We start from the raw sequence: 25,769 nt of genomic DNA on the forward strand, positions 1-25,769 counted from the left end.
ATGGCATGACCCGGAGGTGGGCCGAAAACTCATGACTTCGCAGGAAACAGCCGAAACATCAGCCGAGCAGCGATCCCTGCTCCGCCGCGCGGTCGGCGCAGCGGCAATCGGCAACTGCACGGAGTGGTACGACTTCGGCGTATATGCGTATGTGGCCGCATACGTCGGCCACCAGTTCTTCCCCGGCCCGCTGGAGACCGTCTCGGCCTTCGGTGTCTTCGCCATCTCCTTCCTGTTCCGGCCGCTGGGCAGCCTGTTCTTCGGGCCGCTGGGCGACCGGATCGGCAGGCAGAAGGTGCTGGCGGTGACGATCCTGCTGATGTCCGGCTCGACGTTCGTCATCGGTCTGCTTCCCACCTACGGGACCATCGGCATCTTCGCTCCGATGCTGTTGCTGCTGTGCCGGCTGTTGCAGGGCTTCTCCACCGGCGGTGAATACGGCGGCGCCGCGACCTACATCGCCGAGTTCGCGCCGGACCGCCGCCGCGGCTTCTGGGGAAGCTGGCTGGAATTCGGCACCCTCGTCGGATTCGGATTCGGCGCACTGGTGCCGACGATCCTGATCTTGAATTTGGACAGCGCCTCGATGGAAAGCTGGGGTTGGCGCATTCCGTTCCTGATCGCCGGTCCGCTCGGCGCCGTCGGCCTCTACTTGCGGAGCAAGCTGGAGGACACCCCGGCGTTCAAGAACCTGGAAGCGACCCACCAGGTCGCCAAGTCGCCGCTTAGGGACCTGATCAAGGAATGGTGGCGGCAGCTGCTGATCCTGATGGGCATCGTGGTGCTGATCAACGTCGCCAACTACACAATCCTGACCTACATGGAGACGTACCTCGGCGACGCGCTCCACGTGCCGGACGGCCAGGAGTACCAGGTGCTGCTCCCACTGCTGCTCACGGTCGTGTTCATGCTGGTGATCATCACTCCGGTGGGCGCGCTGTCGGACCGGATCGGCCGCAAGCCGCTGTTCCTGTCCGCGGCGATCTGCTTCATCGTGCTGCCGATTCCGGCGTTCTTGCTGATCTCCCAGGGCACCGTGCTGACCACGATCCTGGGGTTGGGCCTGCTCGCGATCGGGCACGTGCAGCTGATCGGACCGCTGGCGGCGACGCTCCCGGCGATGTTCCCGACGAAGGTCCGCTACGCGGCCTTCTGCATCGGCTACAACATCTCCACGGCGGCCTTCGGCGGAACCGCACCGCTGGTCAACGACGCCGTGGTCACCTCGACCGGCAACACCATGTTCCCGGCCTTCTACCTGATGGCCGCGGCCCTGGTGGCGCTGGTGCCGATCCTGCTGATGAAGGAGACGGCGAAGAAGCCGCTGATGCAGGACGCACCTGCCACGTCGGCATCGCCGGCGAACTGACGTCCGGGGACGCGAAGAGCCCCAATGCGCCGCGGCACATCGGGGTTCTTCGCGTCCCGGCCTACCGCCAGTGCTCCCAGCCCGCCGAACCCTCGTACTCGCCGCCGTCCACCGTGACCCCGGAGCCCTCGGCGACGACCCCGAGCGCGCGCCAGCCCTCCGGCAGCGGGCGCCCCGGCGGGAAGGTCGCCACCAGCGCCTGGTCCTCGCCGCCGGTGAGCACCCAGTGGCGGGCGTCCGCGCCCAGCGCGGAGGCGACCTCGTTCAGCCGCTGCGGCACCTCGATCTGGTCGGTGCGGATGTCGATGGCCACCTGCGACGCCGCGGCGATGTGCCCGAGATCGGCCAGCAGCCCATCCGAGGTGTCCACCATGGACGTCGCGCCGGCGACGGCCGCCTGCGGTCCTGCCGCGTACGGCGGCTCCGGGACGCGGTGCGCGCCGACGACCGCGACCGGCGAGCGGAAACCCCGCCCCAGCACGGCCAGACCGGCCGCCGACCAGCCGAGCCGCCCGGCCACCGCGACCACGTCGCCGGGCCGGGCGCCCGACCGCGTCACCGGCTCCCGGCCCTGCAGGTCGCCCAGTGCTGTGATCGAGATCGTCAGTGAGGTCGCCGACACCATGTCGCCGCCGATGATGCCGATGCCGACCTGCTGTGCTTCTTCCCACATGCCCCCGAGGAGCTCATCGGCCACACTCGTCGGCAGGTCCGGCGGGCAGGCCAGGCCCACCAGCAGGCCGGTGGGCACCGCGCCCATCGCGGCGATGTCCGACAGGTTCACCGCGACCGCCTTGCGGCCGACCTGGTGCGGTGTCGACCAGTCGAAACGGAAGTGCACCTGTTCCACCAGCACGTCGGTGGTAGCCACCACGCGGCCGTCCGGGGCCGCCAGGACGGCTGCGTCGTCCCCCGGCCCGAGTAACGTGCCCGGTGACTGCGGTCGCCCGGCAGTCACCCGATCGATGAGACCGAACTCACCCAACTGGGAAACGGTCTGTGCGTCCTGCGACGAATCAGGACCCAACTGGGACCTTCCTTCCTTGAGCATCCGCTCGGTCCGATGGGGTAGCTTTCTGCCAGTTTCCTACCCCGAGCACATCGGCAAGACGAAGGGGCACGCCGTGGTTCAGGCATACATACTCATCCAGACCGAAGTCGGCAAGGCCGCCGCGGTCGCCAACGAGATCGCCGGCTCGCCGGGCGTCATCAGCGCCGAGGACGTCACCGGTCCGTACGACGTGATCGTGCGCGCCGAAGCCGAGAATGTCGACCAGCTCGGCAAGATGGTCGTCGCCAAGATCCAGAACGTCGAAGGCATCACCCGGACCCTCACCTGTCCTGTAGTGCACCTCTGACGACCCGCGGGTGGGCAGCCCGCACCCGCTAGGAGCACGGCCGGGCCGGTGGCCACACCCGGCAACGGCCGTGCTGTAGTGGACGACGTGGTTCATCAATCAGCGCCCGGATTGCCCCGGCCGGTGTTGATCGTGGCGATCACGCTCGGCATACTCCTCGCCCTAGCGGTCGCTGGTATCGGCGCGTACGGCTGGCATGGCGAGCACCAGGCGCAAAAAGCTGCAGCAGAAGCGGAAGCGGCCCGGCGAAGCGGGCCGCTTCCGCTCGCTCCGGTCCCGGCGCCGAAGGCGTCGTCGCAGGAATGCGCGACGGTGCTCGCGGCGCTGCCGAGCGAGCTCGCCGTAGGCGGCGAGCTCGTACCACGCCGCGCGCTGGCGGAGCCGGCGGCGGCGGGAGCCGTCGCCTGGGGAGACGCGAAGCACGACCCGCTGACGGTGCGCTGCGGCATCGACGCGCCCGCGGAGCTGACGCCGACGGCGCAGCTGGTGGACGTCTTCGGCGTCAGCTGGCTGGAGATCAACCAAGGTGGCGACACCTCGTGGCTGGCGGTCGACCGCCCGGTGTACGTCGCGCTCACCGCTCCGGAGCGCACCGGAACCGGCCCCCTCCAGGACCTTTCCAACATCCTCCGCAACACCCTCCCCAAGCAACCGGTCTTCCCCTGACCGGCGCCCTCGAACGGGGACTGCTCGGACGTGAACGGACCATTCGCACCGCCTAACGCAGCGAACGGACCATTCGCTCCAACTCGGTTGTGGAGTGCGCGGACCGTGTGCGCCTTCTAGCGCGGTTAACAGGCCGTTCGCTTCGACTTTTCGTCAGCGGAGGCCGGTGCCTCGGGCGATCGCCGTTTCGATCAGCGTGGTCAGCAGGGTCGGGTAGTCGATGCCCGTGTGCGCCCACATCCGCGGGTAGAGCGAGATCGCCGTGAAGCCCGGCATCGTGTTGACCTCGTTGACGATCAGCCGGCCGTCCCCGGCGAGGAAGAAGTCGACCCGCGCCAGGCCCTGGCACTCCAGGGCGCGGAAGGCGCGCACCGCGGCATCGCGCAGCTCCTCGATCGCGTCGTCGCCGATCTTGGCCGGGATGTCGAACTCGGTGACGTCGTCGAGGTACTTGGATTCGTAGTCGTACCAGTCGGAATCGCCGGTCACCCGGAGTTCGGCGGGCTGTGAGGCCTCGATCCGGCTGTCCGGGAACTCCAGCACGCCGCACTCGATCTCGCGGCCCACCACCGCCGACTCGATGATCACCTTCGGGTCGGTGCGCCGGGCCTCGGCGATCGCCGCGTCCAGCTCGGCCCAGTCGTCGACCTTGGTGATGCCCAGCGACGACCCGGCCCGCGCCGGCTTGACGAACACCGGCAGCCCGAGCCGCTCGCGCTGCGCGTCGTCCAGCTTGGCCTGGTCGCGGCGCAGCACCTCGTAGCGCCCTACCTCCAAGCCCTCCGCGGCGAGCAGCTTCTTGGTGTACTCCTTATCCATCGACACGGCGCTTGAGAGCACGCCCGGCCCGACGTAGGGCACGTCGGCCATCTCCAGCAACCCCTGGATGGTGCCGTCCTCGCCGAACGCGCCGTGCAGCACCGGGAACACCACGTCGACCGACGACAGCACCTCGCCGCCCCGGCCCGGCTCCAGCAGCACCAGCTCACGGCGGGTGGGGTCGCCGGGCAGCGCGATGGCCGTGTTCGCCGCGACCTCGGGCGCCTGGCGGTCCCGGATCTCCAGCTGCTTCGGGTCGTCGGTGCCCAGTACCCAAGCGCCCTCGCGGGTGATGCCGACCGGCAGGATCTCGAAGCGGTCCTGGTCGAGGTGCGCGAGCACGCTACCGGCGGACACGCAGGAGATGCCGTGCTCGGTGCTGCGTCCGCCGAAGACGACGGCCACCCGGGTCTTGCGCTGTGTCATGCGCCGGACCATACCTGCCGCATTCGGAGGCCGTTTCACAACGGCTTGGTTGGAGACCTCGATGCGGGACGCGCGTGATCTTCGACTCGGAACCGTTCCTAGGGTGAGTGGCGGAAGAAAACCCGTGAGCGTTTGTGGGTGCCATAGCACCCAAAAACACTCACGGCGTCCTGCGTACCGAAACGCTCGTAGCGATCCGCATAACCGGCCCGAAAACGACGTCACCACCGCCAGCATGTCCCGCACCAACTCCGACTCCGCCGATGAATCCGCCGATGAATCCGACTTCTCATCCGTACCGGTCACCTCCAGATCAACGCCGAACGCAGGCAAAAACACATCCCGGATCACCCCGATACCGAACCGGGCTAAACGCTCCTCACAGCGCCCAACCCGCGACGACGCAAGCGAGTTCCGCCCGGCAAGCGCCTGACCTGGCGAAGTGCGTCACCTCTTTCCGCACAGCTGGGCCAGGATCGGCAGCGCGCGTTCCAGTTCGCTGCGCGAGCACGCGGCGTAGCCGAGCGCCAACCCGAACCACTGCTGCGGACCGCAGTGGTGGCGTCGCAGCCCGTCGAGCACCAGGCCGCGTTCGGCGGCCGCCGCGACCACCCGCTGCTCGGTCTCCGCGTCCGGCAGCGGCAGCACCACGTGCGCCCCGGCCCGGTCCCCGAACACCTCGACGTCCTCGGCGGCGAGCTTGTCCACCACGAGTGCCCGGCGCTGCGAGAGTTCTCGCCGCAGCCGCCGCAGGTGGCGCCCCAGGTCGCCGTGGCGCGCGAGTTCCACCAGCACGCGCTGCCCCGCCGGGGCCGGGCTGGTGCCGGTGAGATCCCGGTGCTGCAGCACCGAAGCGGCGACCTTGTCTGGTGCCAGCATCCAGCCGGCTCCCAGTGTCGGGGTGAGGATCTTGCTGGTCGTGCCCAGGTGCACGACGACGTCCGGGGCCATCGACGCGAGCACCGGCAGCGGCGCCACGTCGTAGCGGAGCTCGCCGTCGTAGTCGTCCTCGATGATCAGCCAGCCCTCGGCACGCGCCCGCTCCACCAGGGCGATCCGGCGCTCCGCGGGCAGCCGACCGCCGATCGGGTACTGGTGCGCGGGCGAGCAGTAGACCGCCCGCACGCCCCGCGGAATGGCATCGACCACGATTCCCGCGTGGTCGACCGGAGCCGGCACCACCCGCACGCCCGCCGCCCGCAGCGCGCCCACCGCTCGCTGGTAGCCGGGCTCCTCCACGGCAACCGTCGCGCCACGGCGCAGCACCGCGGATGCCAGCTCGAAGACGGCCGACGTGGTGCCGGCGGTGGCTAGCACGTTCTCCACCGTCAGGCCGCCGACGACCAGACCGCGGTGCCGCAGCAGGTGCTCGACGATGGCTTCGCGGTACTCGACCGCCCCGGCACGATGCGGCCTGGAATCGGGCCCGGTGTCGGCCGCCGCGCGCCAGGCCCGGCGCCACGCCGCCCGGTCGATGCCCTCCACCCACGGCACGCCGGGTGTCAGCACGACCACCGGTTCGTCCGGTCGGCTGTCGCCGTGCTTGGCTCCTGCGGCGGCCTCGGTCTGAGAACCGGGCGGGCTCGTGGTGACGTAGGTGCCCGAGCCGCGCCGGCCGGCGATCCAGCCCTCGGCGTGCAGCTGCTCGTAGGCGGCGGCTGTCACGGTTCGGCTCACCGCGAGGTGGCGGGCGAGCGCGCGCGTGGACGGCAGGCGGTCGCCACCGCGGAGCTGCCCCTTCGTCGCCGCATGCCGCAGCGCGTCGGCGAGCTGCACGGCGAGCGGTCGGCGGTCGTCGCGGTGCAGCTCGATGGCCAGCTCCAGCAGCGGCGAGCTGGCTGCGGGCACGGAATGTGGCATTTCGAAATTCTCCCTGATTGGCACTTCGATAATGCCACTTTCTTGAAGATCCTGTTCCACGTGACCCGACAGCTCTCCACCACAGACCGGACCACCATCCGTCGCGGCAGCGCGCGGGCCCGCACCGAGCGCAGCGACCTGCACGCCACGCTGGACGCGGGCCTGATCTGCCACCTCGGGCTGCTGATCGACGGTTCGCCCCGGGTGCTGCCCACCGGCTACGGCCGCAGCGGCGACACTCTCTACGTCCATGGTTCGACCGGTGCGCGCAGCCTGCGGGAGGCCGCCGAAGGCGTCGAGGTCTGCGTCACCGTCACCCACCTCGACGGGATCGTCTACGCACGCTCGCTGTTCCACCACTCCGTGAACTTCCGCTCCGCGATGATCCACGGACGCGCCCGGGACGTCACCGACGCCGACGAGAAGCTGCAGGCGCTGCGGGTGATCACCGAGCAGCTCGCGCCCGGTTCGTGGGAGCACGCGCGGCAGCCGAACAAGAGGGAGCTGGCTGCGACGGCGGTCATCGCCGTCGACCTCGCCGAGGCGGCGGTGAAGATCCGCAACGGCGGGCCCAACGACGACGCCGAGGACGTCGAGGAAGCCACGGCCTGGGCCGGGGTGCTCCCGCTGAGAACGCACTGGGGCCCGCCGGAACCGTCGGCGGACCTCCCGTCGGGATTCGAGGTTCCGTCGCACGTCGGCGAACGGGAGCAACCGGCATGAGCATCGTGGAGCTGGAAGATCTCGACGGCGACCGAATCCTGCTGCACCTCACGCGCCCCAACCCGATCTGGCGCGCGCTGGAGCACGATCCGCGCCGCGTACTGTCGATTGTGGACGACTACGCCTACATCCCCGGCCCGTGGTGGGTCGAGGGCGACACCCCGACCAGCTCGGGCGTGCCGACGAGCCACTACGCCAGCGTGCAGCTCTCGGGCGAAGCGGAGCTGGTGGACGCCCCGGCCGCCAAGGCCACCCTGCTGCAACGCCAGGTGGAGCGCTTCCAGCCGGCGGGCGGGACTGCCGAGATCGCCGCGCACGACGGTCCGTTCCACCGGATGCTCAAGGGAATCCCGCGGGCGTGGTCCGGCACGTCGAGTCCGTGACGGCGAAGTTCAAGTACGGCGACAACAAATCGGTGTCGCTAAATCTAAATCGGTGCCGCTGCAGGGACTCGGTCGCCCGCCGGCTGGCCGAAGGGACGGTCCCCGGACCGGGCCACGGCCGCCCAGCAACTCCGCCGCATGCGGCGGCGCGCCGAATCCTGACGGTGCCGGAAATCCGCAGTTTCAACCGAAACTGCGGACCCGCGATGTCGGTCACTCCTGGCTGAGGCCGGTGACGGGGTCGTTGGTGTAGAGGGTCATCCGGGCGCGGGTGGGCCGGTAGACGTGGATGCTCACTGCCGGGTCCGGGCCGTTGTTGTGCACCTGGTGCACGTAGTCCGGGCCGAAGACGCGGGACTGGCCCGCGACCAGCGGGTGCAGCACCTCGTTGCCACCGCGTTGGACGACGCGCTCGGTCAGGGTGCCGGTGACCACGGTGAAGGCACCGGCGGCACCGCCGTGGTCGTGCAGATCGGTGCGCTGGCCCGGCAGCCAGCTCAGCAGCCACGCCTCGTAGCTCGCGGTACGCGTGATCAGGCCGGACCACCGCTGGTCCGGGTCGTAACGCAGCAGGTGCGTCCACGAGCCGCGGTCGGCGGCGAGTTCACGGGCGATGCGGACCGGGTGCGCGATGGTGAGATCGGCAGGCGCGGCAACGGTATTCGGAGGAACGGCGAACACGGCGGTTGTCCTTCGGGATCGTGATGAGCCCCGGGGCCGTCAGCGCGCGCACCGGCACGCCGGAAACACCCGGGAATTACGGGAGAACGATCAACACGAAGAACACAGACAGAGCGCGCTGGCGACGCGGCGCAGGTCGATGTGACCCCGTCGATCAGTCATAGCACGCAACAACACGCCGTGAACTGAACCAGTCCGCCGCCCTCACGTCAACTCGAACCCGCAAGATCTCACACTGCGGCACCGCGATTTCAATGGAAATCGAAGGTGCCAGGTTCGACGCAGAGCGCCCAACTGTTCGGGGAGCTGGGTAAAGATGTGAACCCGCGGGCGTCAGGAGAGTGCCTGCAGGACGTCCGCGACCAGGTCCGCAGGGTCTTCGCAGCCCGCGGAGAACCGGACGAAGCCCGCAGGCACCGGGTCGCCCCACTGGGCCCGGCGGTCGACCGTGCTGTGCAGGCCGCCGAAACTCGTCGCCGCCACTACCAGCTCGCTGCGCCGGACGAACTCGTCGACCGCCGCCGCATCCGCCAGCTCGAACCGGAACATCCCGCCCCAGCGGCGCATCTGCCGCCGTGCAAGATCGTGCGACGGATCACCAGGCAGGCCGGGCCAGCGCAGCCCGGAAACCGCCGGGTGCCCGCGCAGCGCCTCGACGAGCGCGGCGGCATTCTCGGCCTGCCGCGCCAACCTCAGGTCCAGCGTGCCCATGCTGCGGTGCGCCAGCCAGGTCTCGAACGGGCCGGGGATCGAGCCGGACAGCGTCCGCGCCCGCACGAGCCGCTGCGCCAGCTCCTCGTCGCGGACCGACACGTGCCCCATCAGGATGTCGCTGTGCCCGGACAGCGCCTTGGTGTCGCTGGCCACCACGATGTCCGCGCCCAGCTCCAGCGGTCGCTGCCCGAGCGGCGTCGCCGTGGTGTTGTCCACCGCCAGCAGCGCACCCGCGGCGTGCGCGCGGTCGGCGAGCTCCGCGATGTCGCACACGTCCAGCCCGGGGTTCGACGGGGTTTCCAGCAGCACCAGGCGAACCCCGGCGAACACGTCGTCGTGCCAGGGGCCCGGCGTGTCGATCTCCCGGACGTCCAGCCCCAGGTCGCCCAGCTCGTCGCGCACGAACTGGCGCGTCGCGTAGTACCCGTCGCTGGGCAGGACCACCGCGTCGCCGGGGCGCAGCAGCGCACGCAGCAGGGTGCTGATCGCCGCCATGCCGGACGGCAGCAGGACGCAGTGTCCGCCGTCGAGGTCGCCGATGGCCGACTCCAGCGCCCGCCAGGTGGGATTGCCCGCCCGGCCGTAGAAATCGCTGCCCTGGACGTCCGCACCCAGGTGGAACGGCGCGGCGAAGACCGGCCCCGGCAGCAGCGGTGTCCCGCCGGCCGGTTCCGGGTGCCCGCCGCGCACGCACCGGGTGCCGTCGCCAAGATCCGATGTGGTCACAACTCTCCTGTCTCTTGCCGCCGTGCGTTTCCGAGCCCGGCCTCGGGCACGTTCTGCGTAGGTGGTCCGGGAACCTCGGTCCCGGAGCAACGCGCGTTCAAGCCTCGCCGAGGATCCGCGACGATGCCCGTTCGCGTGCGCGGGTGGTTTCGAAAACGGCAGCGCGCGAGTTCACTCGGGTTTGCGCTCGCGGCCGAGCAGTTCGGCGGCCGCCGGGGCGGGTGCGAGTCCCTCGTGGCAGACCCGGTGCACCACATCCGTGATCGGCATCTCGACGCCGTGCCGCGCCGCCAGCTGCCGGATCGACGAGCACGATTTCACGCCCTCGGAAACCTGACCGTGCGCCGCCTCCTGCGCCTGTGCCATGGTTTCGCCGCGCCCCAGCCGCTCGCCGAAGGTCCGGTTGCGCGACAGCGGCGACATGGCGGTGGCGACCAGGTCGCCCAGCCCCGCGAGGCCCGCGAACGTCATCCGGTCGGCGCCAAGCGCGACGCCGAGCCGAGTCGTCTCGGCCAGGCCGCGGGTGATCAGCGAGGACATCGTGTTGTGCCCGAAACCCAACCCTGCGGCCATCCCGCACGCGAGCGCGATCACGTTCTTGCACGCCCCGGCGATCTCGATGCCGACGAGGTCCGTGTTGGTGTAGGGCCGGAAGTACGGCGTCGAGCAGGCGTGCTGCAGCGCGACGGCGCGGTCGTGGTCCGGGCACGCCACCACGGTCGCGGTCGGTTGCTCGGCGGCGATCTCCTTGGCCAGGTTGGGCCCGGAGACGACCGCGACGTGCGCCATCGGCACGTCGGCGACCTCGCCGACAACCTCGCTCATCCGCTTCAGCGTGCTCAGCTCTACGCCCTTGGCCAGGCTCACCAGCGTCGCTTCGGACGGCAGCAGGGGCTGCCACCCGGCTAGGTTCTCGCGCAGCGTCTGGCTGGGCACCGCGAGCACCACCGCGCTCGCGCCGTAGACGGCAACGGCGGCGTCGTCGGTGGCGCGCAGCGTCGGAGGGAGCTGGATGTCCGGTAGGTACGCGGGGTTGCTGCGGCTTTCGTTGATAGCCGCGGCGATCTCCGCGCGCCGCGCCCACAGGACGACTTCGTTGCCCGCGTCGGCGAGCACCTTCGCGAACGTGGTGCCCCAGGAACCGGCACCGAGGACCGTGATCCGCTCAGGCCTCGCCATCGTCACCCCGGCTCTTGCGGGCAGAGCTGTAGAACTCGGTCGGCGGCTGCTCGCCGCGGATCTCGCCGAGCAGATCCCGCACGCCCGTCATCGCCAGGTGCGTGACATCCCGCAGCGCGTGCGTGTCGTGCTCCATGCCGCGGTAGGCCGACAGGTCCAGCGGCTCGCCGAAGGCGATTCGCACGATCTTGCGCGGGAACGGCCGGAACTTCTTCTCGTAGTGGTCGTAGATGTCCCGGGTGCCCCAGCGGGCCGCCGGGATCACCGGGATGTCGTGCGCCAGCGCCAGCCGCGCCACCCCGACCTTCGGCGTCATCGGCCAGCCGTCCGGGTCCTTGGTGATGGTGCCGTCCGGGTAGATCACGATCGTCTTGCCGTGTTGCAGGGCGTCGTGCGCGTCCCGCAGGCTCTTCCGCGCGTCGGCAGTGCCGCGGTAGACCGGGATCTGCTCGACGCCGACCAGGACGCTCTTGAGCACCGGCACGTTCCAGAGCGTGTTCTTCGCGAGGAACCGCGGCACCCGGCCGGCGCGGTGCACGGTCACGGCATCGAAGATCGGGTCCAGGTGAGAGACGTGGTTGAACACCAGCAGCGCGGGCCCCTCGGCGGGGATGCGCTCCAGCCCCGTCACCTCGGTGCGGGCCAGCGCCGCGGTCAGCGGGTAGAAGACCCCGCGGGTGAGGCCGAGCCAGAACTTGCCCATGCCCTGCGCCTTTTCGCTGGTCTGCCTCCGCTGGCACCGGAGGCTCTTCGGTTCCGTCACGAGATCTCCTTCAACTGGTCGCAAGCGCCCCGACAAGTTACCTGCCGGGCCGGGCGACCAGACATCCCGCACGGCCGAACCGAATGAGTGCCGCGCCCGGGTGCGGTATCCCTGTGACGCGGGCTTGCCCTTCGCCGGCCGACGCCGGGCCTCCGCGTGGTGCGCCTGACGGCAAGTGACCACGCACTGGTTCCATACCCACCGGCACCGATCCCACTCGGCCAGCAGCGCACGCCAGCAGGCCGACGACAAGCGAAGCCCGTACGTGTACCGGGCATGCCCGGTCTCCCCGGTCGTCACCGCTGCCGCCAGGTAGATCACTGTAGCATTTGGTTCATGGCCATCGAAAGCGAGTTCCGCACAGGCAGAGACGTAGTTTCCCTCATGCATGCCCACTTGGTTTTCATCACGAAGTACCGGCACCCTGTGTTCACCGACACACACCTGACCCGCATGGAAGAAATCATGCGGGAGGTATGCGGCGACTTCGAAACCGAGCTGGAAGAGTTCAACGGCGAAGCCAACCACGTGCATCTGCTGGTCAGCTTCCCGCCCAAGGTCGCGGTGTCGAAGCTGGTCAACTCCCTCAAGGGAGTATCCTCCCGGCTGTTGCGTAAGGACTTCGAAGACCTGCAGTTCGCTTACTGGAGAGGTGCCCGGCTGTGGTCGGGCTCGTACTTTGCCGGGTCGGCCGGTGGCGCACCCATTTCCGCGGTACGCCAGTACATCGAACGGCATACCCGTCCCGCTATTTGAGTGGTCGGCTCAAGCACGGAATCGACGCGCCTTCTCCCCGCCTAAAGGACCGGGCATCCGCGCTACGTTTCTTCGGTGACCGCAGGGTTGTTCCTCATCGTGCCGATCAAGCCGTTGCACCTGGCGAAGTCGCGGCTGCTCGGCGCCGCCGACCGGGGGGCGCGCCGGCCGACCGCGCACGCCGACCTGGTCACAGCCGTGGCATTGGACACAGTGACCGCTGCGCGCCAGGCGCCGGGCGTCGCCGGAGTCGTGGTGGTGACCTCCGACCCGACACTCACCGAGGCGTTCGCCGCCGACGGAGTCGAGGTGCTCGCGGACACCCCCGCCGCCGGGCTGAACGCCGCGCTGCGGCACGGCGACGCCCAGCTGCGGCAGCGGACCGCCACATCGCGAGTCGGGGCGTTGCAGGCGGATCTGCCCGCCCTGCGGCCCACCGACCTCGCCGCCGCCATCAGCGCCGCCGGGGACGATCGCGCGTTCTGCCCCGACCGGCAAGGCACCGGCACCACGCTGCTGCTGGCCGTGCCCGGCCAGCAGCTTGCCCCCCGCTTCGGGCCCGGCTCCGCCGACGCGCACGCCGGGTCCGGGGCGAAGACGCTCCTGGGCGGCTGGGACTCGCTGCGCTGCGACGTGGACACCGAGGCCGATCTGGCCGTCGCGATGACGCTCGGTGTCGGCCCGAACACCGCCCGCCGGATTTCCTCCAGCGGCGCTCGCCCGCCTGGTGTTCAAGGACCCGTACGGGAATGTTCACCCCAAGACCGCGAACGTCACATGGCCACGTCGGCGGTCGATTCAGAACGCCCTGATGAGTGACAATGGGCTGGTGAGCACCGACAGCAGCGACAGGGTCCCGAAGCAGCCCGCCAAGCGAACCTCCAACGGCCGGTCCGCGCAGCGGACGCCACGACCCGCTCGCCGCGCCGGCAATCCCGTCGCTGCCGACGCACCGGCAGCCAGCACCGCGGCCACCCCGGAGGCGGCCCAGACCACGACCTCCGAGGGCGCCCGGGTTCCGGCGGCCCCGCCCGCGGTGACCCGCGCGGCTGCCACCACCGACCTGCCCGAGGAACGCTACCTCAACCGCGAACTGTCCTGGCTGGACTTCAACGCGCGGGTGCTCGCGATCGCCGAGGACCGGTCGCAGCCGGTGCTGGAGCGCGCCAAGTTCCTCGCGATCTTCGCGTCCAACCTGGACGAGTTCTACATGGTCCGGGTCGCCGGGCTGAAGCGCCGCGAGGAAACCGGGCTTTCGGTGCGCAGCTCCGACGGGCTCACCCCGCACGAGCAGCTGGTCCGGATCTCCGCCCGCAACCAGGACCTGGTGGAGAAGCAGGGCCGGGTCTTCCTCGACGATCTCCTGCCGGAGCTGGCGGCGCACGGCGTTCGGTTCCTGCGCTGGTCCGAGCTGGGGAACGACGACCAGGCCAAGCTGACCCGCTACTTCGAGGACCACATCTTCCCGGTCCTCACGCCGCTGGCGGTCGACCCGGCGCACCCGTTCCCCTACATCTCGGGGCTATCGCTGAACCTCGCGGTCACGGTCGCCGACCCGGACGCCGGGCTGCGGCGCTTCGCGCGCGTCAAGGTGCCCGACAACGTGCCGCGGCTGATCCGCGTCGAATCCGACCGGGAGAACGAGACCGCCACCTTCCTTCCGCTGGAGGAACTCATCGCCGCGCACCTCGGGAAGCTGTTCCCCGGGATGCGGGTCGCCGAGCACCACATCTTCCGGGTCACCCGCAACGCCGACCTGGAGGTCGAGGAGGACCGCGACGAAGACCTGCTGCAGGCGATGGAGCGGGAACTCGCGCGCCGCCGCTTCGGGCCGCCGGTGCGGCTGGAAGTGACCGACACGATGAGCGAGAACATGCTCGAACTCCTGTTGCGCGAGCTGGAGGTCGACCAGCACGACGTGGTTGAGGTCAAGGGACTGCTGGACCTGTCGTGCCTGTTCCAGCTGGACCGGTTGCAGCGCCCGGACCTCAAGGAGTCGCCGTTCGTGCCCGCGACGCACCCGGCGTTCGCCGAGGGCCAGACGCCGAAGAGCATCTTCTCCACGCTGCGCGAGGGCGACGTGCTGGTGCACCATCCCTACGACTCGTTCTCCACGTCGGTGCAGCGGTTTATCGAGCAGGCCGCGGCCGACCCGCACGTGCTGGCCATCAAGCAGACGCTGTACCGGACTTCCGGTGACTCGCCCATCGTCAACGCCCTCATCGACGCCGCCGAAGCGGGCAAGCAGGTGGTGGCGCTGGTGGAGTTGAAGGCGCGGTTCGACGAGCAGGCCAACATCCAGTGGGCGCGGACCCTGGAGCGCGCCGGGGTGCACGTCGTCTACGGCCTGATGGGGTTGAAGACGCACTGCAAGACCGCGCTCGTGGTGCGCCAGGAAGGTTCCACGATCCGCCGCTACTGCCACCTGGGCACCGGCAACTACAACCCGAAGACCGCGCGAATGTACGAGGACCTGGGCCTGCTGACGGCCTCCCCGGAGATCGGCGCCGACCTCACCGACCTGTTCAACGTGCTCACCGGCTACGCCCGGCACGGCCAGTATCGCCGGATTCTGGTGTCGCCGCAGGGCATCCGCAACGGCATCGTGGAGCGCGTGGAGGCCGAGATCGAGCGTGCCCGGCAGGGTTTGCCGTGCGGCATCAGGATGAAGGTGAACTCGCTGGTCGACGAGCAGATCATCGACACCCTGTACCGGGCTTCGCTGGCCGGTGTGCCGGTGCGCGTGGTGGTGCGCGGGATCTGCTCGCTGAAGGCCGGCGTGGAGGGTCTGAGCGAGAACATCGAGGTGCGCTCGATCCTGGGCCGCTTCCTGGAGCATTCCCGGGTGTTCCATTTCGTCGGCATCGACGAGCACTGGATCGGCAGCGCCGACATGATGCACCGCAACCTGGACCGGCGGATCGAAACCCAGGTGCAGGTCACCGACATCAAGCTCACCCGGCAGCTCGACGCGATGCTGGATTCGACGCTGCACCCGGCCACCCGCTGCTGGGTGCTCAACGCGAAGGGCGACTGGGAGGCATCGCCGCGCAGCGGAGAGCAAGTTCGCGATCACCAAGCGGAAATGCTGCGCCTGCACGGCGCCAAGGTGTCCTGAGGAAGATGAGCGTGACCGAGAACCAGCCGGCGCCCGGCGGAATCGACGACGAACCAGTCGACGCACCGCCTGCCCCGGTCCGGGCGGCCGGTGCGGTGCTTTGGCGCGATGTTGGCGACGGCCCCGAAGTGGCGCTGGTGCACCGGCCCCGCTACGACGACTGGTCGCTGCCGAAGGGCAAGCTCGACCCCGGCGAGCTCTCCGCGCACGCGGCGGTCCGCGAGGTGTCCGAGGAGACCGGGTTTTCCTGCGTGCTGTCGCGTTTCCTGACGCGGGTGAACTACTCGGTGCCGGAATCCGACGGCGGCCGCGCGCCGAAGATGGTCGACTACTTCACCGCCCGGGCGGCTGACGGCGTATTCGCGCCGAACGACGAAGTGGACGAACTGCGCTGGCTGCGTACCGACCAGGCACGGGGCCGGCTGAGCTATCCGCACGACGTCGGCGTGCTCGACGCATTCGAGGAGTTGCCGGCCGAGTCCGCGACCGTGTTGCTGGTGCGGCACGCGAAAGCGGGCAAACGCTCCGAATGGGCGGGCGACGACATCCTTCGGCCACTCACCGAAGCGGGACGGCAACAGCGCGATGCATTGCATTCGCTGCTGCCGTTGTTCGGCCCGGCCCGGATCTATTCCGCACCGCGACTGCGCTGCGAACAAACAGTGGCGCCGATCGCCGAAGACCTCGGAATCGGGATTGCCGTCGAGCCGCTGTTTTCCGAAGAGGGCTATCTGGGCGATCCGGACGCGGGCGTCGACCTGATGCTGCGGGTGGCGGCCGGCGCGGGCCCCGCGGTGGTGTGCAGCCAGGGCGGCGTCATCCCGGACCTGGTGGCGCGGCTGGCCGATTCCGCCGGGTTGCCGCTCGGCGAGGTAGCCAGCCGCAAGGGCAGCGTGTGGACGCTGACGTTCAGCGGGGACCGGTATTCCGGCAACGGGAGCGGCCCGGCGCTGCGGCTGGCCGCGGCCGACTACCTCGCGGACCCGCTCGCCTGACCGGCGAAGCGGGGAGAGCGCAGAAAAGAGACGGACGCGTCGGCGAATTTCGGTGCCGGCGAAGTATTCCGCCGACGCCCCGGCTCCAGCTGACGACCGCGCCCGCACCGCACCACGCGCGCTGAGGTGCTGGACGGGCGCTGTCCGGCGCTGATCGCGCCGTGTGGGCGTTGCGCATCGCCCACGGGTGAAACTCGTGCGACCGCCGGAGATGCGGCGGTCACGGCCTTCTCATGGCCGTTTCCGGTCATCGCCTGACGTCGGGGCGATGACCGGGCGACCGGGGGAACGCCGTGAGCGGGCGGCTCGTAACCCACGTGGGGGTTATCTCGCCGCCCGCTCGGTCCACTGGTGCTCGCTGCGGAAGCCCGCGATCACTTCTTCGTGGTCTTGCGCGTCGTCGTCGCCTTCTTGGTAGCCGGACGAGTCGTCTTGGCCGCGGTCGTGGTGGCCTTGGCCGTCGTCGCCCGCTTCGCGGTGGACTTCGCCGGGGTCGCCTTCGCAGCGGTCGCCTTGGTGGCGGTCCGCTTCGGGGCCGCCTTGGTGGCGGTCGCCTTCGCTGCGGTGGCGCCGGTCGCGGTCTTCGTCGCGGCCGCGCGGGTGGTGGCAGCCTTGGCGCGAGTACCGGCAGCGGCCCTGGTGGCGCCCGCGGTCTTGGTGGTGGCACCACGGGTGGTGGCCGCCTTGGCAGCGGAGACGCGCGGCAGTTTCCGCTGTCCGCCCACGACTTCCTTGAACTGGGTGCCGGCGCGGAAGGCGGGCACGTTGGTCTTCTTGACCTTCACGCTCTCACCGGTGCGCGGGTTGCGAGCGGTGCGAGCGGCGCGGGCCCGCTTCTCGAAAACCCCGAAGCCGGTGATGTTGACCTTCTCACCTTTGTTGACGTTGCGAACGATGATGTCCACTACGCTTTCCACAGCCTGGCTGGCGGTCTTCTTGTCTCCGAGGCGTTCCGCCAGAGCCTCGATAAGTTGGGCCTTGTTCACTTCAGTCCCTCCCAGGACACAACAACGGCCCCGTTGGGCCGACTCAATGTCAACGGTAAAGCCCCGGACAAACAAATGCCATTCGCCACGCCTCTTTTTTTCGTTGGGGCGTGGGCATTCGCGTCCGGGAAACGGGGTCCGCGGGGCTCCTGGAGCAACTGTTCAGTTGTCCCCCGGAGGGCGAGTTTTTCCTTTCACAACGGGAAAAACTCGCCCCCGGAAGGCTTCTCGATCAGCCCTGCCGAGCGGGCAGGGTCGCCGGTTTGAAGCTCGGGCGAGCTTGCTCAAAAGTGTCGATCGTCTCGGCGTGGCGAAGGGTCAAACCGATGTCGTCGAGCCCTTCCAGCAACCGCCAGCGGGTGTAGTCGTCGATGCTGAAGGGCACCGTGAGGTCCTTGGCGTGCACGGTCCGCCGCTCCAGATCGACCGTCACGGCGGTGCCCGGCTCGTTCTCCAAGAGCTTCCACAGCAGTTCCACATCGGACTGCTCGCACTGGGCCGCCAGCAGCCCCTGCTTGCCCGAGTTGCCGCGGAAGATGTCCGCGAAGCGGCTGGAGATGACCACCCTGAAGCCGTAGTCCTTCAGCGCCCATACGGCGTGCTCGCGCGACGACCCGGTGCCGAAGTCGGGGCCGGCGACCAGCACGCTGCCGTTGCGGAAGGTCTCGTGGTTGAGGATGAAGTTCTCGTCCGCGCGCCAGGCGGCGAACAGGCCGTCCTCGAAGCCGGTGCGGGAAACCCGCTTGAGGTAGACCGCCGGGATGATCTGGTCGGTGTCCACGTTGGACCGGCGCAGCGGGACGCCGATCCCGGTGTGCGTCTTGAACGGTTCCATCGTCACTGCTCCTGATGGGTGGGGTGCCAGTTTTCGTCCTTGCAGCGGCGCAGCCGCTTGGCCCACGCACGCACGGTGACCACCCGCGAGTCCCGTCGGGGATACCGGACCGAGGAGACGTCTGAGGTTCCGCTACGGGACCACCTGCGCGAGCTGAGTTCAACTTTCAGTCGAGGTCTTCGGGGGCGGACAGGGTTCCGCGCACGGCGGTGGCCGCGGCGACCAGCGGGGAGACCAGGTGGGTGCGGCCGCCCTTGCCTTGCCTGCCCTCGAAGTTGCGGTTGGAGGTCGACGCGCTGCGCTCGCCCGGCGTGAGCTGGTCCGGGTTCATGCCCAGGCACATCGAACAACCGGCCGAACGCCATTCCGCGCCGGCGGCGGTGAAAACCTCGTGCAGCCCTTCGGACTCCGCCTGCTGGCGGACCTTCATCGAGCCGGGCACGACGAGCATCCGCACGTCCGCGGCGACCTTGCGGCCCTTGAGGACCTCGGCGGCGGCGCGCAGGTCCTCGATCCGGCCGTTGGTGCAGGAGCCGAGGAACACGGTGTCCACGGACACCTCGCGCAGCGGCGTCCCGGGGGTCAAGCCCATGTACGCCAAGGCCTTCTCGGCGGCAAACCGCTCGCCCTCGTCGACGATCTGCGCCGGGTCCGGCACCTGCTCGCCCAGCGGCAGGCCCTGCCCCGGGTTGGTGCCCCAGGTGACGAACGGGGTCAGTTCATCCGCGTTCAGCGTAACTTCTGCGTCGAATGTGGCGTCGTCATCGGTGCGCAGCGTCTTCCAGTACTCGACGGCGGCGCCCCACTCGGCGCCCTCGAGGGCGTGCGGGCGCCCCTCGAGGTAGTCGAAAGTCGTTTCGTCGGGCGCGATCATGCCGGCCCGCGCGCCCGCCTCGATCGACATGTTGCAGATCGTCATGCGGGCTTCCATGGACAGCTGGCGGATCGCTTCGCCGCGGTACTCCAGGACGTAGCCCTGGCCGCCGCCGGTGCCGATCTTCGCGATGACGGCCAGGATCACGTCCTTGCTGGTGACTCCCGGGCGCAGGGTGCCTTCGATGTTGATGGCCATGGTCTTGAACGGCTTCAGCGGCAGCGTCTGGGTGGCCAGCACGTGCTCGACCTCGGAAGTGCCGATGCCGAAGGCCAACGCGCCAAAAGCGCCGTGCGTCGAGGTGTGGCTGTCGCCGCAGACCACGGTGGTGCCCGGCTGCGTCAGGCCGAGCTGCGGCCCGACGACGTGCACGATGCCCTGCTCGGCGTCGCCCATCGGGTGCAGCCGGATGCCGAATTCCTCGCAGTTCTTCCGCAAGGTGTCGACCTGCGTGCGGGACACCGGGTCGGCGATCGGCAGGTCGATCCCGGTGGTGGGCACGTTGTGGTCCTCGGTGGCCAGCGTCAGATCGGGGCGGCGCACCGGCCGGCCCGCCAACCGGAGCCCTTCGAAGGCCTGCGGACTGGTGACCTCGTGCACCAGGTGGAGATCGATGTAGAGCAGGTCTGGCTCGTGCCCTTCACCACGGCGCACGATGTGCGCTTCCCAAACCTTCTCCGCGAGCGTTTTTCCCATCGTTGCTCCCAGTCGAGCCTGCCGAGACCCGGAAAAGGGCCTTCCCACAGAATGGACTTCCCAGATGCCGGGAAGCTAGTATCGGTACGTGGGACAGCATAGCGGCATCGGAGTACTGGACAAGGCGGTGGCCGTTCTCCAGGCGGTGGCCAGCGAACCGTGCGGCCTAGCCGAACTGTGCAGCCGTACGGGGCTGCCAAGGGCAACGGCGCACCGCCTAGCAGTGGGCCTGGAGGTCCACCGCCTGTTGAGAAGGGGCTCGGACGGACGCTGGCGTCCAGGAGCGGCCCTGGCGGAACTGGCGGGGGGAGCGGTAGATCCTCTCCTCGAAGCAGCAACGACGGTCCTGCCCAAGCTAAGGGATGTCACGGGAGAAAGCGTCCAGCTCTACAGGAGGGACGGAATGCAACGCCTGTGCATAGCGACGGCGGAACCCCCGAGCGGCCTGCGGGACACGGTGCCGGTGGGAACGCCCCTCTCGATGACGGCGGGCTCGGGAGCCAAGGTCCTGGCGGCCTGGTCGGACCCCGCAACCCAGAGAGCGGTCCTCGCGGAAGCTGTCTACGGCGAAAGAATCCTCATGGAGGTCCGCAGAAGGGGCTGGGCCCAAAGCGTGGCGGAAAGGGAGCCGGGGGTGGCAAGCGTCTCAGCCCCGGTCCGCGACGCCCAAGGCAACGTGGTGGCGGCCATATCGGTCTCGGGCCCGATCGACAGAATGGGCCGCCGCCCGGGAGCCCGTTGGGCAGCAGACCTGCTAGCAGCAGCAGATGCCCTCCAAAACCGCATATAACCCCAACAGCGCAGTGCGGGCCAAGACCCGCACCGCCAAGAACGCCGCACGACGCCCGGCGCATTGCTAAGTGGCGGAACGAGAAGTGCCCCGCTCGCAGACTCTGCGAGCGGGGCACTTGCTGGTAGTCCCGACGGGATTTGAACCCGCGCTACCGCCTTGAGAGGGCGGCGTCCTAGGCCGCTAGACGACGGGACCGCGCAACAAGAAGAACTTTACAACACCCCATAAGCCCCTCGAACACCCACCCCCTACCTCCACCGCAAGACCACCCGCTTCCAACAGTCCGCTGACCCACTCAAGGCGCGCGGCCTCGCCCACAAAACCGATTCCATAACCCAAAAACACCACACAACCCAAGCAAACCCCAAGCGCCCAAACAAAATTAACCCCCAAGCCCCAGAAAACCCGACCCCATCCCACCCCAAGCACCCAGATGAAACAGGCCAGACTCCCCAAGCCCCAGAAGAACCCCAGAACCCCAGATGCCCAGATGCCCAGATCCCCAGATCCCCAGATCCCCAGATCCCCAGATCCCCAGATGAAGCCAAGCCGGACACCCAAGCCCCAGACGAACCCACCCCAAGCACCCAGATGAAACCAGGCCAGACTCCCCAAGCCCCAGAGGAACCCCAGATCCCCAGATGAAGCCAAGCCGGACTCCCAAGCCCCAGAAGAGCCCACCCCAGACGCCCAGATGAAGCCGGGCGGGACCCCCAAGCCCCAGATGGCCCGTCCGCTGGTCGGAAACCCAGACCGGGTACGCCCCAATCCCAAGGAGCAAGCAAGAAAGCAACCCCCGCACCGTGGGGGGCATGGGGGGCTCGGCCCCCCAAACAAAAAACGGAAAGGGCCATATCTGCGGAATCGCAGATATGGCCCTCCCACCCTTGTAGTCCCGACGGGATTTGAACCCGCGCTACCGCCTTGAGAGGGCGGCGTCCTAGGCCGCTAGACGACGGGACCGCGTTGTTGAGAGATCACGGGGTGATCTGCTCGCTGGGGTACCAGGACTCGAACCTAGACTAACTGAACCAGAATCAGTCGTGCTGCCAATTACACCATACCCCATGGTGCCGAACGGCCAGCTCCTTTTCCGATCTCCTGGGAGGAGTTCAGCTTTCGGATCGCTGCCCGCCGCGTTGATAAGAATGTTAGACCATCCCTTCAGAGGCCCGAAAATCGCCCCCCTCTGTTTGGGATCGTCGCAGGTAGCGGCGGTCGCAGCGACCCGGGGCGGCCTAGTGGCGGATCAGCTCGGCGGCTCGGTGCGTGGCCTGAGCGCCGTCCGCTCGGAAGGGTACCGCGGGCAGGTCGGTCACGAGGAGTTCCGGGAGTTCGAAGAGGCTCGTGATGCTCGGCACGCCGGCGGACGGGTCCTGGGTTCCGCCGCGGTTGAGCCAGACGCCGTGGAGGCCGGCGCGGCTGGCGCCGAGGGCATCGGTGTCGAGCTTGTCCCCGACGTGGACGACTTCTTCGGGGGGGAGGCCAAGCTCGTCGCAGGCGGCGTGGAAAATGCGCGGGTCCGGTTTGGCCACACCGATCTCAGCCGAGATGATGAGCGCGTCGAAGGCGTCGGCGAGGCCGACGGCGGCGATCTTCTTGCGCTGGTAGCCGCTGGGGGCGTTGGTGATCGCGGCGAGCTGGAGGCCGCTGGCGCGCAGCCAGTCGAGGCAGGGCCGGGCGTCGTCGAACAGGGTCCAGGCGCGCTGCATGGCGGCCATGCGCACGGTTTCGCGGCGGGCGGCTTCGGAGGTTTCCAGTTCTTCGCCGAAGGCCGCGAAGAACGCGCTGGTGCGTTCGACGCACATCGCGTCGAAGTCGATCTCGCCGGTGACGAACCGCACGTAGTGCTCGTCCGTGGTGCGCTGCCACACCTGCCAGGCGCGGTCGGTGCCGACGAGTTCCCGCAGGGCGTGCCGCGCGGCTCTGCCGCTGTCGAGCAGGGTGTCGTCGAGGTCGAGGCAGACCGCCTTGATCTGGCCGAGTTCATGGATGGTCGAAATTTCAGGCGCGGATGTCACCCCGAGAGGCTAGGCGTTCACCCGCTGCGTCCGACTCGGCCAATTTGGTGATCCTGTTGGCCTGTTTCGGTTGAGTCCGGTTGGCGGCACGAGGGCGTGGGTACGAGCGCACCCACGACCTCGTGCCGGAGCTCACTGGTTCAGCCGAGGGCCTTCCGCAGGCGTTCGAGGGAGATGTCGCGGCCGAGAAGTTCCATCGACTCGTACAGCGGCGGCGACACGGTGCGCCCGGTGATCGCCACCCGCACCGGCGCGAAGGCCTTGCGGGGCTTGATGCCGAGCCCGTCGACGACGGAGTCCTTCAGCGCCTGCTCGATGGCGGCCGTGGTCCATTCCGGCAGCGCTTCGAGGGCGTTGATGGCGGCTTCCAGGACCGGCTTGGCGTCTTCGCCGAGGGCCTTCTCGGCGGAGGCAGGTTCGGGCGCGAAGTCGTCGCCGGCGAACAGGAAGCCCATCATGCCGACCGCGTCGGAGAGCACGATCAGCCGCTCCTGCACCAGCGGCGCCGCGGCGCGCACGGTGGCGAGCTGCTGCTCGGTCGGCTCGGCCGGGAGCACGCCGCCCTGGATGAGGTAGGGCACCACGCGGTCGACGAAGTGGTCGGGCGCGAGGGCGCGCAGGTGCGCGGAGTTGATCGCGTCGGCCTTCTTCTGGTCGAAGCGCGCCGGGTTGGCGCTGACCCGGCCGATGTCGAAGGCGTCGACCATCTCGTCGAGGCCGAACACGTCGCGGTCGTCGGAGATGGACCAGCCGAGCAGCGCCAGGTAGTTCAGCAGGCCCTCGGGCAGGAATCCCCGGTCGCGATGGTGGAACAGGTTGGACTGCGGGTCGCGCTTGGAGAGCTTCTTGTTGCCCTCGCCCATGACGAACGGCAGATGGCCGAACTCGGGCGTGAAGTCGGTGGCACCGATGCGCTGCAGCGCCTCGTAGAGCGCGATCTGGCGGGGCGTGGACGACAGCAGGTCTTCGCCGCGCAGCACGTGGGTGATGTGCATCAGCGCGTCGTCGACCGGGTTTGTCAGGGTGTAGAGCGGGTCGCCGTTGGCGCGCACCAGGACCGGGTCCGGGACGCTGCCGGCGGGGAAGGTGATCTCGCCGCGCACCAGGTCGGTGAAGGTGATGTCGCGGTCGGGCATCCGCAGCCGCAGCACGGGCTTGCGGTCTTCGGCGCGGAAGGCCGCGAGCTGCTCGTCGGTGAGGTCGCGGTCGTAGTTGTCGTAGCCTAGCTTGGGATCGCGCCCCTTTGCCTTGTGGCGGGCTTCGATCTCGTCCGGGCTGGAGTAGGACTCGTAGAGCTCGCCGGCGGCCAGCAGTCGCTGGGCGATGTCGGCGTAGATGTCGCGCCGCTCGCTCTGCCGGTAGGGGCCGTAGGGTCCGCCGACACCGGGGCCTTCGTCCCAGTCGAGGCCCAACCAGCGCAGCGCGTCGAGGATCGCCTGGTAGGACTCCTCGGTGTCCCGGCTGGCGTCGGTGTCTTCGATGCGGAACACCAGGGTGCCCTTGTTGTGCCGGGCGAACGCCCAGTTGTAGAGGGCCGTGCGGATCAGGCCGACGTGCGGGGTGCCGGTCGGCGAGGGACAGAACCGGGCTCGGACGGGCCTGGCGTCGACTTTTGCTGCGGCTTCTGGCGTGCTCATAACACATCAAGCCTAGCCACCCGCCGTCGGCGGTTGACGGGCGCATCCGGGCAAGGCATCCTGAATTTATTCAACAACCGTTGAAAAACTGGAGGGGATCGCAATGGAGCGAACCACCTGCTGCGTGGTCGGCGGCGGACCGGCGGGGATGGTGCTGGGGCTGCTGCTGGCGAGGGCCGGCGTCGAGGTGACCGTGCTGGAGAAGCACGGCGACTTCCTGCGGGACTTCCGTGGCGACACGGTGCACCCCACCACGCTGCAGCTCCTCGACGACCTGGGCCTGGCCGAGCGGTTCGCCGAACTCCCGCAGCGCCGCCTGAACCAGGTGCGGCTGCCCATCGGCCAGGCGGGCGAGCTGTTCACCTTCGGGGACTTCAAGTCGCTGAAGGTGAAATACAACTACATCGCGATGGTCCCGCAGTGGGACTTCCTGGACATGCTGGCCGACGCAGGCAAGCAGGAGCCGACTTTCACCCTGCGGATGAACACCGAGGCGACGGAACTGATCCGGGAACGCGGCCGGGTCAACGGGGTGCGCTACCGCACCGCCGACGGCGAGACCGGCGAACTGCGCGCCACCATCACGGTGGCCTGCGACGGGCGGAAGTCCTTCGTGCGCGAGATGCCGGAGCTCGGCCTGCGGGACTTCCCTACGCCGATGGACGTTCGGTGGTTCCGGATTCCGCGGCAAACCGGCGATCTGGCGGGCGGCATCGGCCTGATCCGCGAACGCACCTTCACCGCCATGTTCGACCGCGGCGACTACTTCCAGGTCGCGTCGATCATCGGCAAGGGCACCGACGCGGAGGGCCGCAACCGGGCCATCGAGGAGTTCAACGAGCGCCTGGTCCGCTTCTTCCCCTGGCTGGCCGGGCGGGACCTAGTGCAGAGCTGGGAGGACGTCAAGCTGCTGCACGTGACCCTAGACCGGTTGCGCAAGTGGCACGTGCCGGGCCTGCTGTGCATCGGCGACGCTGCGCACGCGATGTCACCGGTCGGCGGCATCGGGATCAACCTGGCGGTGCAGGACGCCGTCGCGGCGGCGCGCCACCTCGCCGAGCCGCTGCGCAACGGGCGTTTGGAGCGCAAGCACGTGGCGGCGGTGCAGCGGCGGCGCTGGCCGACCACGGTGCTGATCCAGCGGCTGCAACGCATTATTCATGAGAACGTGATCTCCCCGGCGCTGCGCGGAGAAATCGACTTCGGCAGCACCGCGCGCCTGCCGCTCCCCCTGCGGGCGGTCTCGAACGCCCCGTGGCTGCGCAGGATCCCCGCGTACGTCCTCGCCTACGGAGCGGTCCGCGAACGCCCGCCGAAGGCGGCCCTCCGCTGACGACCGGGCCGTGGAAACCCGCAATTTCCATTGAAATCGAAGGTCCGATTTCAATGGA

Annotated in this window: 23 protein-coding genes and 3 tRNA genes; 11 read left to right on the top strand and 15 right to left on the bottom strand. The window is 69.0% G+C overall.

Translation table 11 applies throughout. From position 1 onward, the window contains the following. Positions 1–31: 31 nt before the first annotated feature. Positions 32–1,369: an MFS transporter gene (locus ACRXBZ_RS12710; RefSeq protein WP_168585016.1), complete on the top strand. Its 1,338-nt coding sequence runs from the start codon at positions 32–34 to the stop codon at positions 1,367–1,369. Between the two features lie 61 nt (positions 1,370–1,430). Here ACRXBZ_RS12710 and ACRXBZ_RS12715 read toward each other — a convergent pair whose 3' ends face one another. Continuing rightward, positions 1,431–2,396: a thiamine-phosphate kinase gene (locus tag ACRXBZ_RS12715; protein WP_433879309.1), complete on the bottom strand. Its 966-nt coding sequence runs from the start codon at positions 2,394–2,396 to the stop codon at positions 1,431–1,433. A gap of 97 nt (positions 2,397–2,493) precedes the next feature. On the opposite strand from ACRXBZ_RS12715, the gene ACRXBZ_RS12720 reads away from it, so the two are divergent. Both ACRXBZ_RS12720 and ACRXBZ_RS12725 read left to right on the top strand, forming a co-directional pair. Next, the gene (locus tag ACRXBZ_RS12720) at positions 2,494–2,727 is read left to right on the top strand and encodes an Lrp/AsnC family transcriptional regulator (protein ID WP_010305722.1); all 234 of its coding nucleotides are present in this window, start codon (positions 2,494–2,496) and stop codon (positions 2,725–2,727) included. 132 nt (positions 2,728–2,859) lie between these two features. After that, entirely contained in the window at positions 2,860–3,393 is a 534-nt protein-coding gene (locus ACRXBZ_RS12725; RefSeq protein WP_433879310.1) for a DUF3515 domain-containing protein, read from the top strand. A 153-nt stretch (positions 3,394–3,546) separates the two neighbouring features. Here the strand turns inward: ACRXBZ_RS12725 and ACRXBZ_RS12730 are convergent, their stop codons facing one another. Both ACRXBZ_RS12730 and pdxR read right to left on the bottom strand, forming a co-directional pair. Beyond that, positions 3,547–4,638: a D-alanine--D-alanine ligase family protein gene (locus ACRXBZ_RS12730; protein WP_433879311.1), complete on the bottom strand. Its 1,092-nt coding sequence runs from the start codon at positions 4,636–4,638 to the stop codon at positions 3,547–3,549. A 447-nt stretch (positions 4,639–5,085) separates the two neighbouring features. Then, positions 5,086–6,498: a MocR-like pyridoxine biosynthesis transcription factor PdxR gene (gene pdxR / locus ACRXBZ_RS12735; RefSeq protein WP_433879312.1), complete on the bottom strand. Its 1,413-nt coding sequence runs from the start codon at positions 6,496–6,498 to the stop codon at positions 5,086–5,088. Positions 6,499–6,558: 60 nt separating this feature from the next. Between pdxR and ACRXBZ_RS12740 the strand changes: the two genes are divergently transcribed. Both ACRXBZ_RS12740 and ACRXBZ_RS12745 read left to right on the top strand, forming a co-directional pair. After that, a complete protein-coding gene (locus ACRXBZ_RS12740) occupies positions 6,559–7,221 on the top strand; it encodes a pyridoxamine 5'-phosphate oxidase family protein (RefSeq protein WP_433879313.1) in 663 nt (220 codons plus the stop codon). Then, on the top strand, positions 7,218–7,604 hold the full coding sequence (locus ACRXBZ_RS12745; protein WP_433879314.1) for an FMN-binding negative transcriptional regulator: 387 nt from the start codon (positions 7,218–7,220) through the stop codon (positions 7,602–7,604). The genes ACRXBZ_RS12740 and ACRXBZ_RS12745 overlap by 4 nt, the downstream gene beginning before the upstream one ends. 213 nt (positions 7,605–7,817) lie before the next feature. Here the strand turns inward: ACRXBZ_RS12745 and ACRXBZ_RS12750 are convergent, their stop codons facing one another. The 4 genes from ACRXBZ_RS12750 to ACRXBZ_RS12765 all read right to left on the bottom strand — a co-directional run bounded on the left by ACRXBZ_RS12750 (position 7,818) and on the right by ACRXBZ_RS12765 (position 11,667). Then, positions 7,818–8,285, bottom strand: coding sequence for a cysteine dioxygenase (locus tag ACRXBZ_RS12750; RefSeq protein WP_433879315.1), 468 nt, complete (start codon positions 8,283–8,285; stop codon positions 7,818–7,820). A gap of 333 nt (positions 8,286–8,618) precedes the next feature. Then, positions 8,619–9,725 (bottom strand): cystathionine gamma-lyase, encoded by a 1,107-nt coding sequence (locus ACRXBZ_RS12755; RefSeq protein WP_433879316.1) that lies wholly within the window; start codon positions 9,723–9,725, stop codon positions 8,619–8,621. Positions 9,726–9,896: 171 nt separating this feature from the next. Next, positions 9,897–10,904 carry an NAD(P)H-dependent glycerol-3-phosphate dehydrogenase gene (locus ACRXBZ_RS12760; protein WP_433879317.1) on the bottom strand — a complete coding sequence of 336 codons (1,008 nt, stop codon included), beginning with the start codon at positions 10,902–10,904 and terminating at the stop codon, positions 9,897–9,899. After that, positions 10,891–11,667 carry a lysophospholipid acyltransferase family protein gene (locus ACRXBZ_RS12765; protein WP_433879318.1) on the bottom strand — a complete coding sequence of 259 codons (777 nt, stop codon included), beginning with the start codon at positions 11,665–11,667 and terminating at the stop codon, positions 10,891–10,893. The genes ACRXBZ_RS12760 and ACRXBZ_RS12765 overlap by 14 nt, the downstream gene beginning before the upstream one ends. A gap of 336 nt (positions 11,668–12,003) precedes the next feature. On the opposite strand from ACRXBZ_RS12765, the gene tnpA reads away from it, so the two are divergent. From tnpA to ACRXBZ_RS12785, 4 genes are all read left to right on the top strand, one after another. Beyond that, complete coding sequence (gene tnpA / locus ACRXBZ_RS12770) at positions 12,004–12,423, top strand: IS200/IS605 family transposase (RefSeq protein WP_433879319.1); 420 nt, start codon at positions 12,004–12,006, stop codon at positions 12,421–12,423. Positions 12,424–12,498: 75 nt separating this feature from the next. Then, complete coding sequence (gene cofC, locus ACRXBZ_RS12775) at positions 12,499–13,242, top strand: 2-phospho-L-lactate guanylyltransferase (protein ID WP_433879320.1); 744 nt, start codon at positions 12,499–12,501, stop codon at positions 13,240–13,242. Further along, positions 13,235–15,541 (top strand): RNA degradosome polyphosphate kinase, encoded by a 2,307-nt coding sequence (locus ACRXBZ_RS12780; RefSeq protein WP_433879321.1) that lies wholly within the window; start codon positions 13,235–13,237, stop codon positions 15,539–15,541. Before cofC ends, ACRXBZ_RS12780 begins: the two co-directional genes overlap by 8 nt. A gap of 5 nt (positions 15,542–15,546) precedes the next feature. Then, positions 15,547–16,536 carry an NUDIX hydrolase gene (locus tag ACRXBZ_RS12785; protein ID WP_433879322.1) on the top strand — a complete coding sequence of 330 codons (990 nt, stop codon included), beginning with the start codon at positions 15,547–15,549 and terminating at the stop codon, positions 16,534–16,536. A gap of 374 nt (positions 16,537–16,910) precedes the next feature. Here the strand turns inward: ACRXBZ_RS12785 and ACRXBZ_RS12790 are convergent, their stop codons facing one another. From ACRXBZ_RS12790 to leuC, 3 genes are all read right to left on the bottom strand, one after another. After that, positions 16,911–17,522, bottom strand: a complete 612-nt coding sequence (locus ACRXBZ_RS12790; protein ID WP_433879323.1) for an HU family DNA-binding protein — start codon at positions 17,520–17,522, stop codon at positions 16,911–16,913. A 232-nt stretch (positions 17,523–17,754) separates the two neighbouring features. Continuing rightward, complete coding sequence (gene leuD / locus ACRXBZ_RS12795; protein ID WP_168585032.1) at positions 17,755–18,357, bottom strand: 3-isopropylmalate dehydratase small subunit; 603 nt, start codon at positions 18,355–18,357, stop codon at positions 17,755–17,757. A gap of 166 nt (positions 18,358–18,523) precedes the next feature. Next, on the bottom strand, positions 18,524–19,927 hold the full coding sequence (leuC, locus tag ACRXBZ_RS12800; RefSeq protein ID WP_433879324.1) for a 3-isopropylmalate dehydratase large subunit: 1,404 nt from the start codon (positions 19,925–19,927) through the stop codon (positions 18,524–18,526). 88 nt (positions 19,928–20,015) lie between these two features. Between leuC and ACRXBZ_RS12805 the strand changes: the two genes are divergently transcribed. Then, positions 20,016–20,717 carry an IclR family transcriptional regulator gene (locus ACRXBZ_RS12805; RefSeq protein WP_433879325.1) on the top strand — a complete coding sequence of 234 codons (702 nt, stop codon included), beginning with the start codon at positions 20,016–20,018 and terminating at the stop codon, positions 20,715–20,717. Positions 20,718–20,839: 122 nt separating this feature from the next. Here ACRXBZ_RS12805 and ACRXBZ_RS12810 read toward each other — a convergent pair. The 5 genes from ACRXBZ_RS12810 to gltX form a co-directional block, all read right to left on the bottom strand. Further along, positions 20,840–20,915 (bottom strand) — tRNA-Glu (locus tag ACRXBZ_RS12810). Positions 20,916–21,610: 695 nt separating this feature from the next. After that, a tRNA-Glu gene (locus ACRXBZ_RS12815) sits at positions 21,611–21,683 on the bottom strand. Between the two features lie 33 nt (positions 21,684–21,716). Next, a tRNA-Gln gene (locus ACRXBZ_RS12820) sits at positions 21,717–21,788 on the bottom strand. Positions 21,789–21,958: 170 nt separating this feature from the next. After that, the gene (locus tag ACRXBZ_RS12825; RefSeq protein WP_433879326.1) at positions 21,959–22,741 is read right to left on the bottom strand and encodes an HAD family hydrolase; all 783 of its coding nucleotides are present in this window, start codon (positions 22,739–22,741) and stop codon (positions 21,959–21,961) included. A gap of 140 nt (positions 22,742–22,881) precedes the next feature. Next, on the bottom strand, positions 22,882–24,378 hold the full coding sequence (gltX, locus tag ACRXBZ_RS12830; RefSeq protein ID WP_433879327.1) for a glutamate--tRNA ligase: 1,497 nt from the start codon (positions 24,376–24,378) through the stop codon (positions 22,882–22,884). 103 nt (positions 24,379–24,481) lie between these two features. Between gltX and ACRXBZ_RS12835 the strand changes: the two genes are divergently transcribed. Further along, on the top strand, positions 24,482–25,711 hold the full coding sequence (locus ACRXBZ_RS12835) for an FAD-dependent oxidoreductase (RefSeq protein ID WP_433879328.1): 1,230 nt from the start codon (positions 24,482–24,484) through the stop codon (positions 25,709–25,711). The last annotated feature ends 58 nt before the right edge of the window (positions 25,712–25,769 follow it).

This window comes from Saccharopolyspora hattusasensis (assembly GCF_050972075.1).
GTDB classification, from domain to species: Bacteria; Actinomycetota; Actinomycetes; order Mycobacteriales; family Pseudonocardiaceae; genus Saccharopolyspora; species Saccharopolyspora hattusasensis.

Excerpts from the sequence above, each read along its gene's own strand:
- ACRXBZ_RS12710 (WP_168585016.1), top strand. The coding sequence starts at position 32 with ATGACTTCGCAGGAAACAGCCGAAACATCAGCCGAGCAGCGATCCCTG.
- ACRXBZ_RS12730 (WP_433879311.1), bottom strand. The coding sequence starts at position 4,638 with ATGACACAGCGCAAGACCCGGGTGGCCGTCGTCTTCGGCGGACGCAGC.
- pdxR (WP_433879312.1), bottom strand. The coding sequence starts at position 6,498 with ATGCCACATTCCGTGCCCGCAGCCAGCTCGCCGCTGCTGGAGCTGGCC.
- ACRXBZ_RS12745 (WP_433879314.1), top strand. The coding sequence starts at position 7,218 with ATGAGCATCGTGGAGCTGGAAGATCTCGACGGCGACCGAATCCTGCTG.
- ACRXBZ_RS12760 (WP_433879317.1), bottom strand. The coding sequence starts at position 10,904 with ATGGCGAGGCCTGAGCGGATCACGGTCCTCGGTGCCGGTTCCTGGGGC.
- tnpA (WP_433879319.1), top strand. The coding sequence starts at position 12,004 with ATGGCCATCGAAAGCGAGTTCCGCACAGGCAGAGACGTAGTTTCCCTC.
- ACRXBZ_RS12780 (WP_433879321.1), top strand. The coding sequence starts at position 13,235 with ATGAGTGACAATGGGCTGGTGAGCACCGACAGCAGCGACAGGGTCCCG.
- ACRXBZ_RS12785 (WP_433879322.1), top strand. The coding sequence starts at position 15,547 with ATGAGCGTGACCGAGAACCAGCCGGCGCCCGGCGGAATCGACGACGAA.
- leuD (WP_168585032.1), bottom strand. The coding sequence starts at position 18,357 with ATGGAACCGTTCAAGACGCACACCGGGATCGGCGTCCCGCTGCGCCGG.
- leuC (WP_433879324.1), bottom strand. The coding sequence starts at position 19,927 with ATGGGAAAAACGCTCGCGGAGAAGGTTTGGGAAGCGCACATCGTGCGC.
- gltX (WP_433879327.1), bottom strand. The coding sequence starts at position 24,378 with ATGAGCACGCCAGAAGCCGCAGCAAAAGTCGACGCCAGGCCCGTCCGA.
- ACRXBZ_RS12835 (WP_433879328.1), top strand. The coding sequence starts at position 24,482 with ATGGAGCGAACCACCTGCTGCGTGGTCGGCGGCGGACCGGCGGGGATG.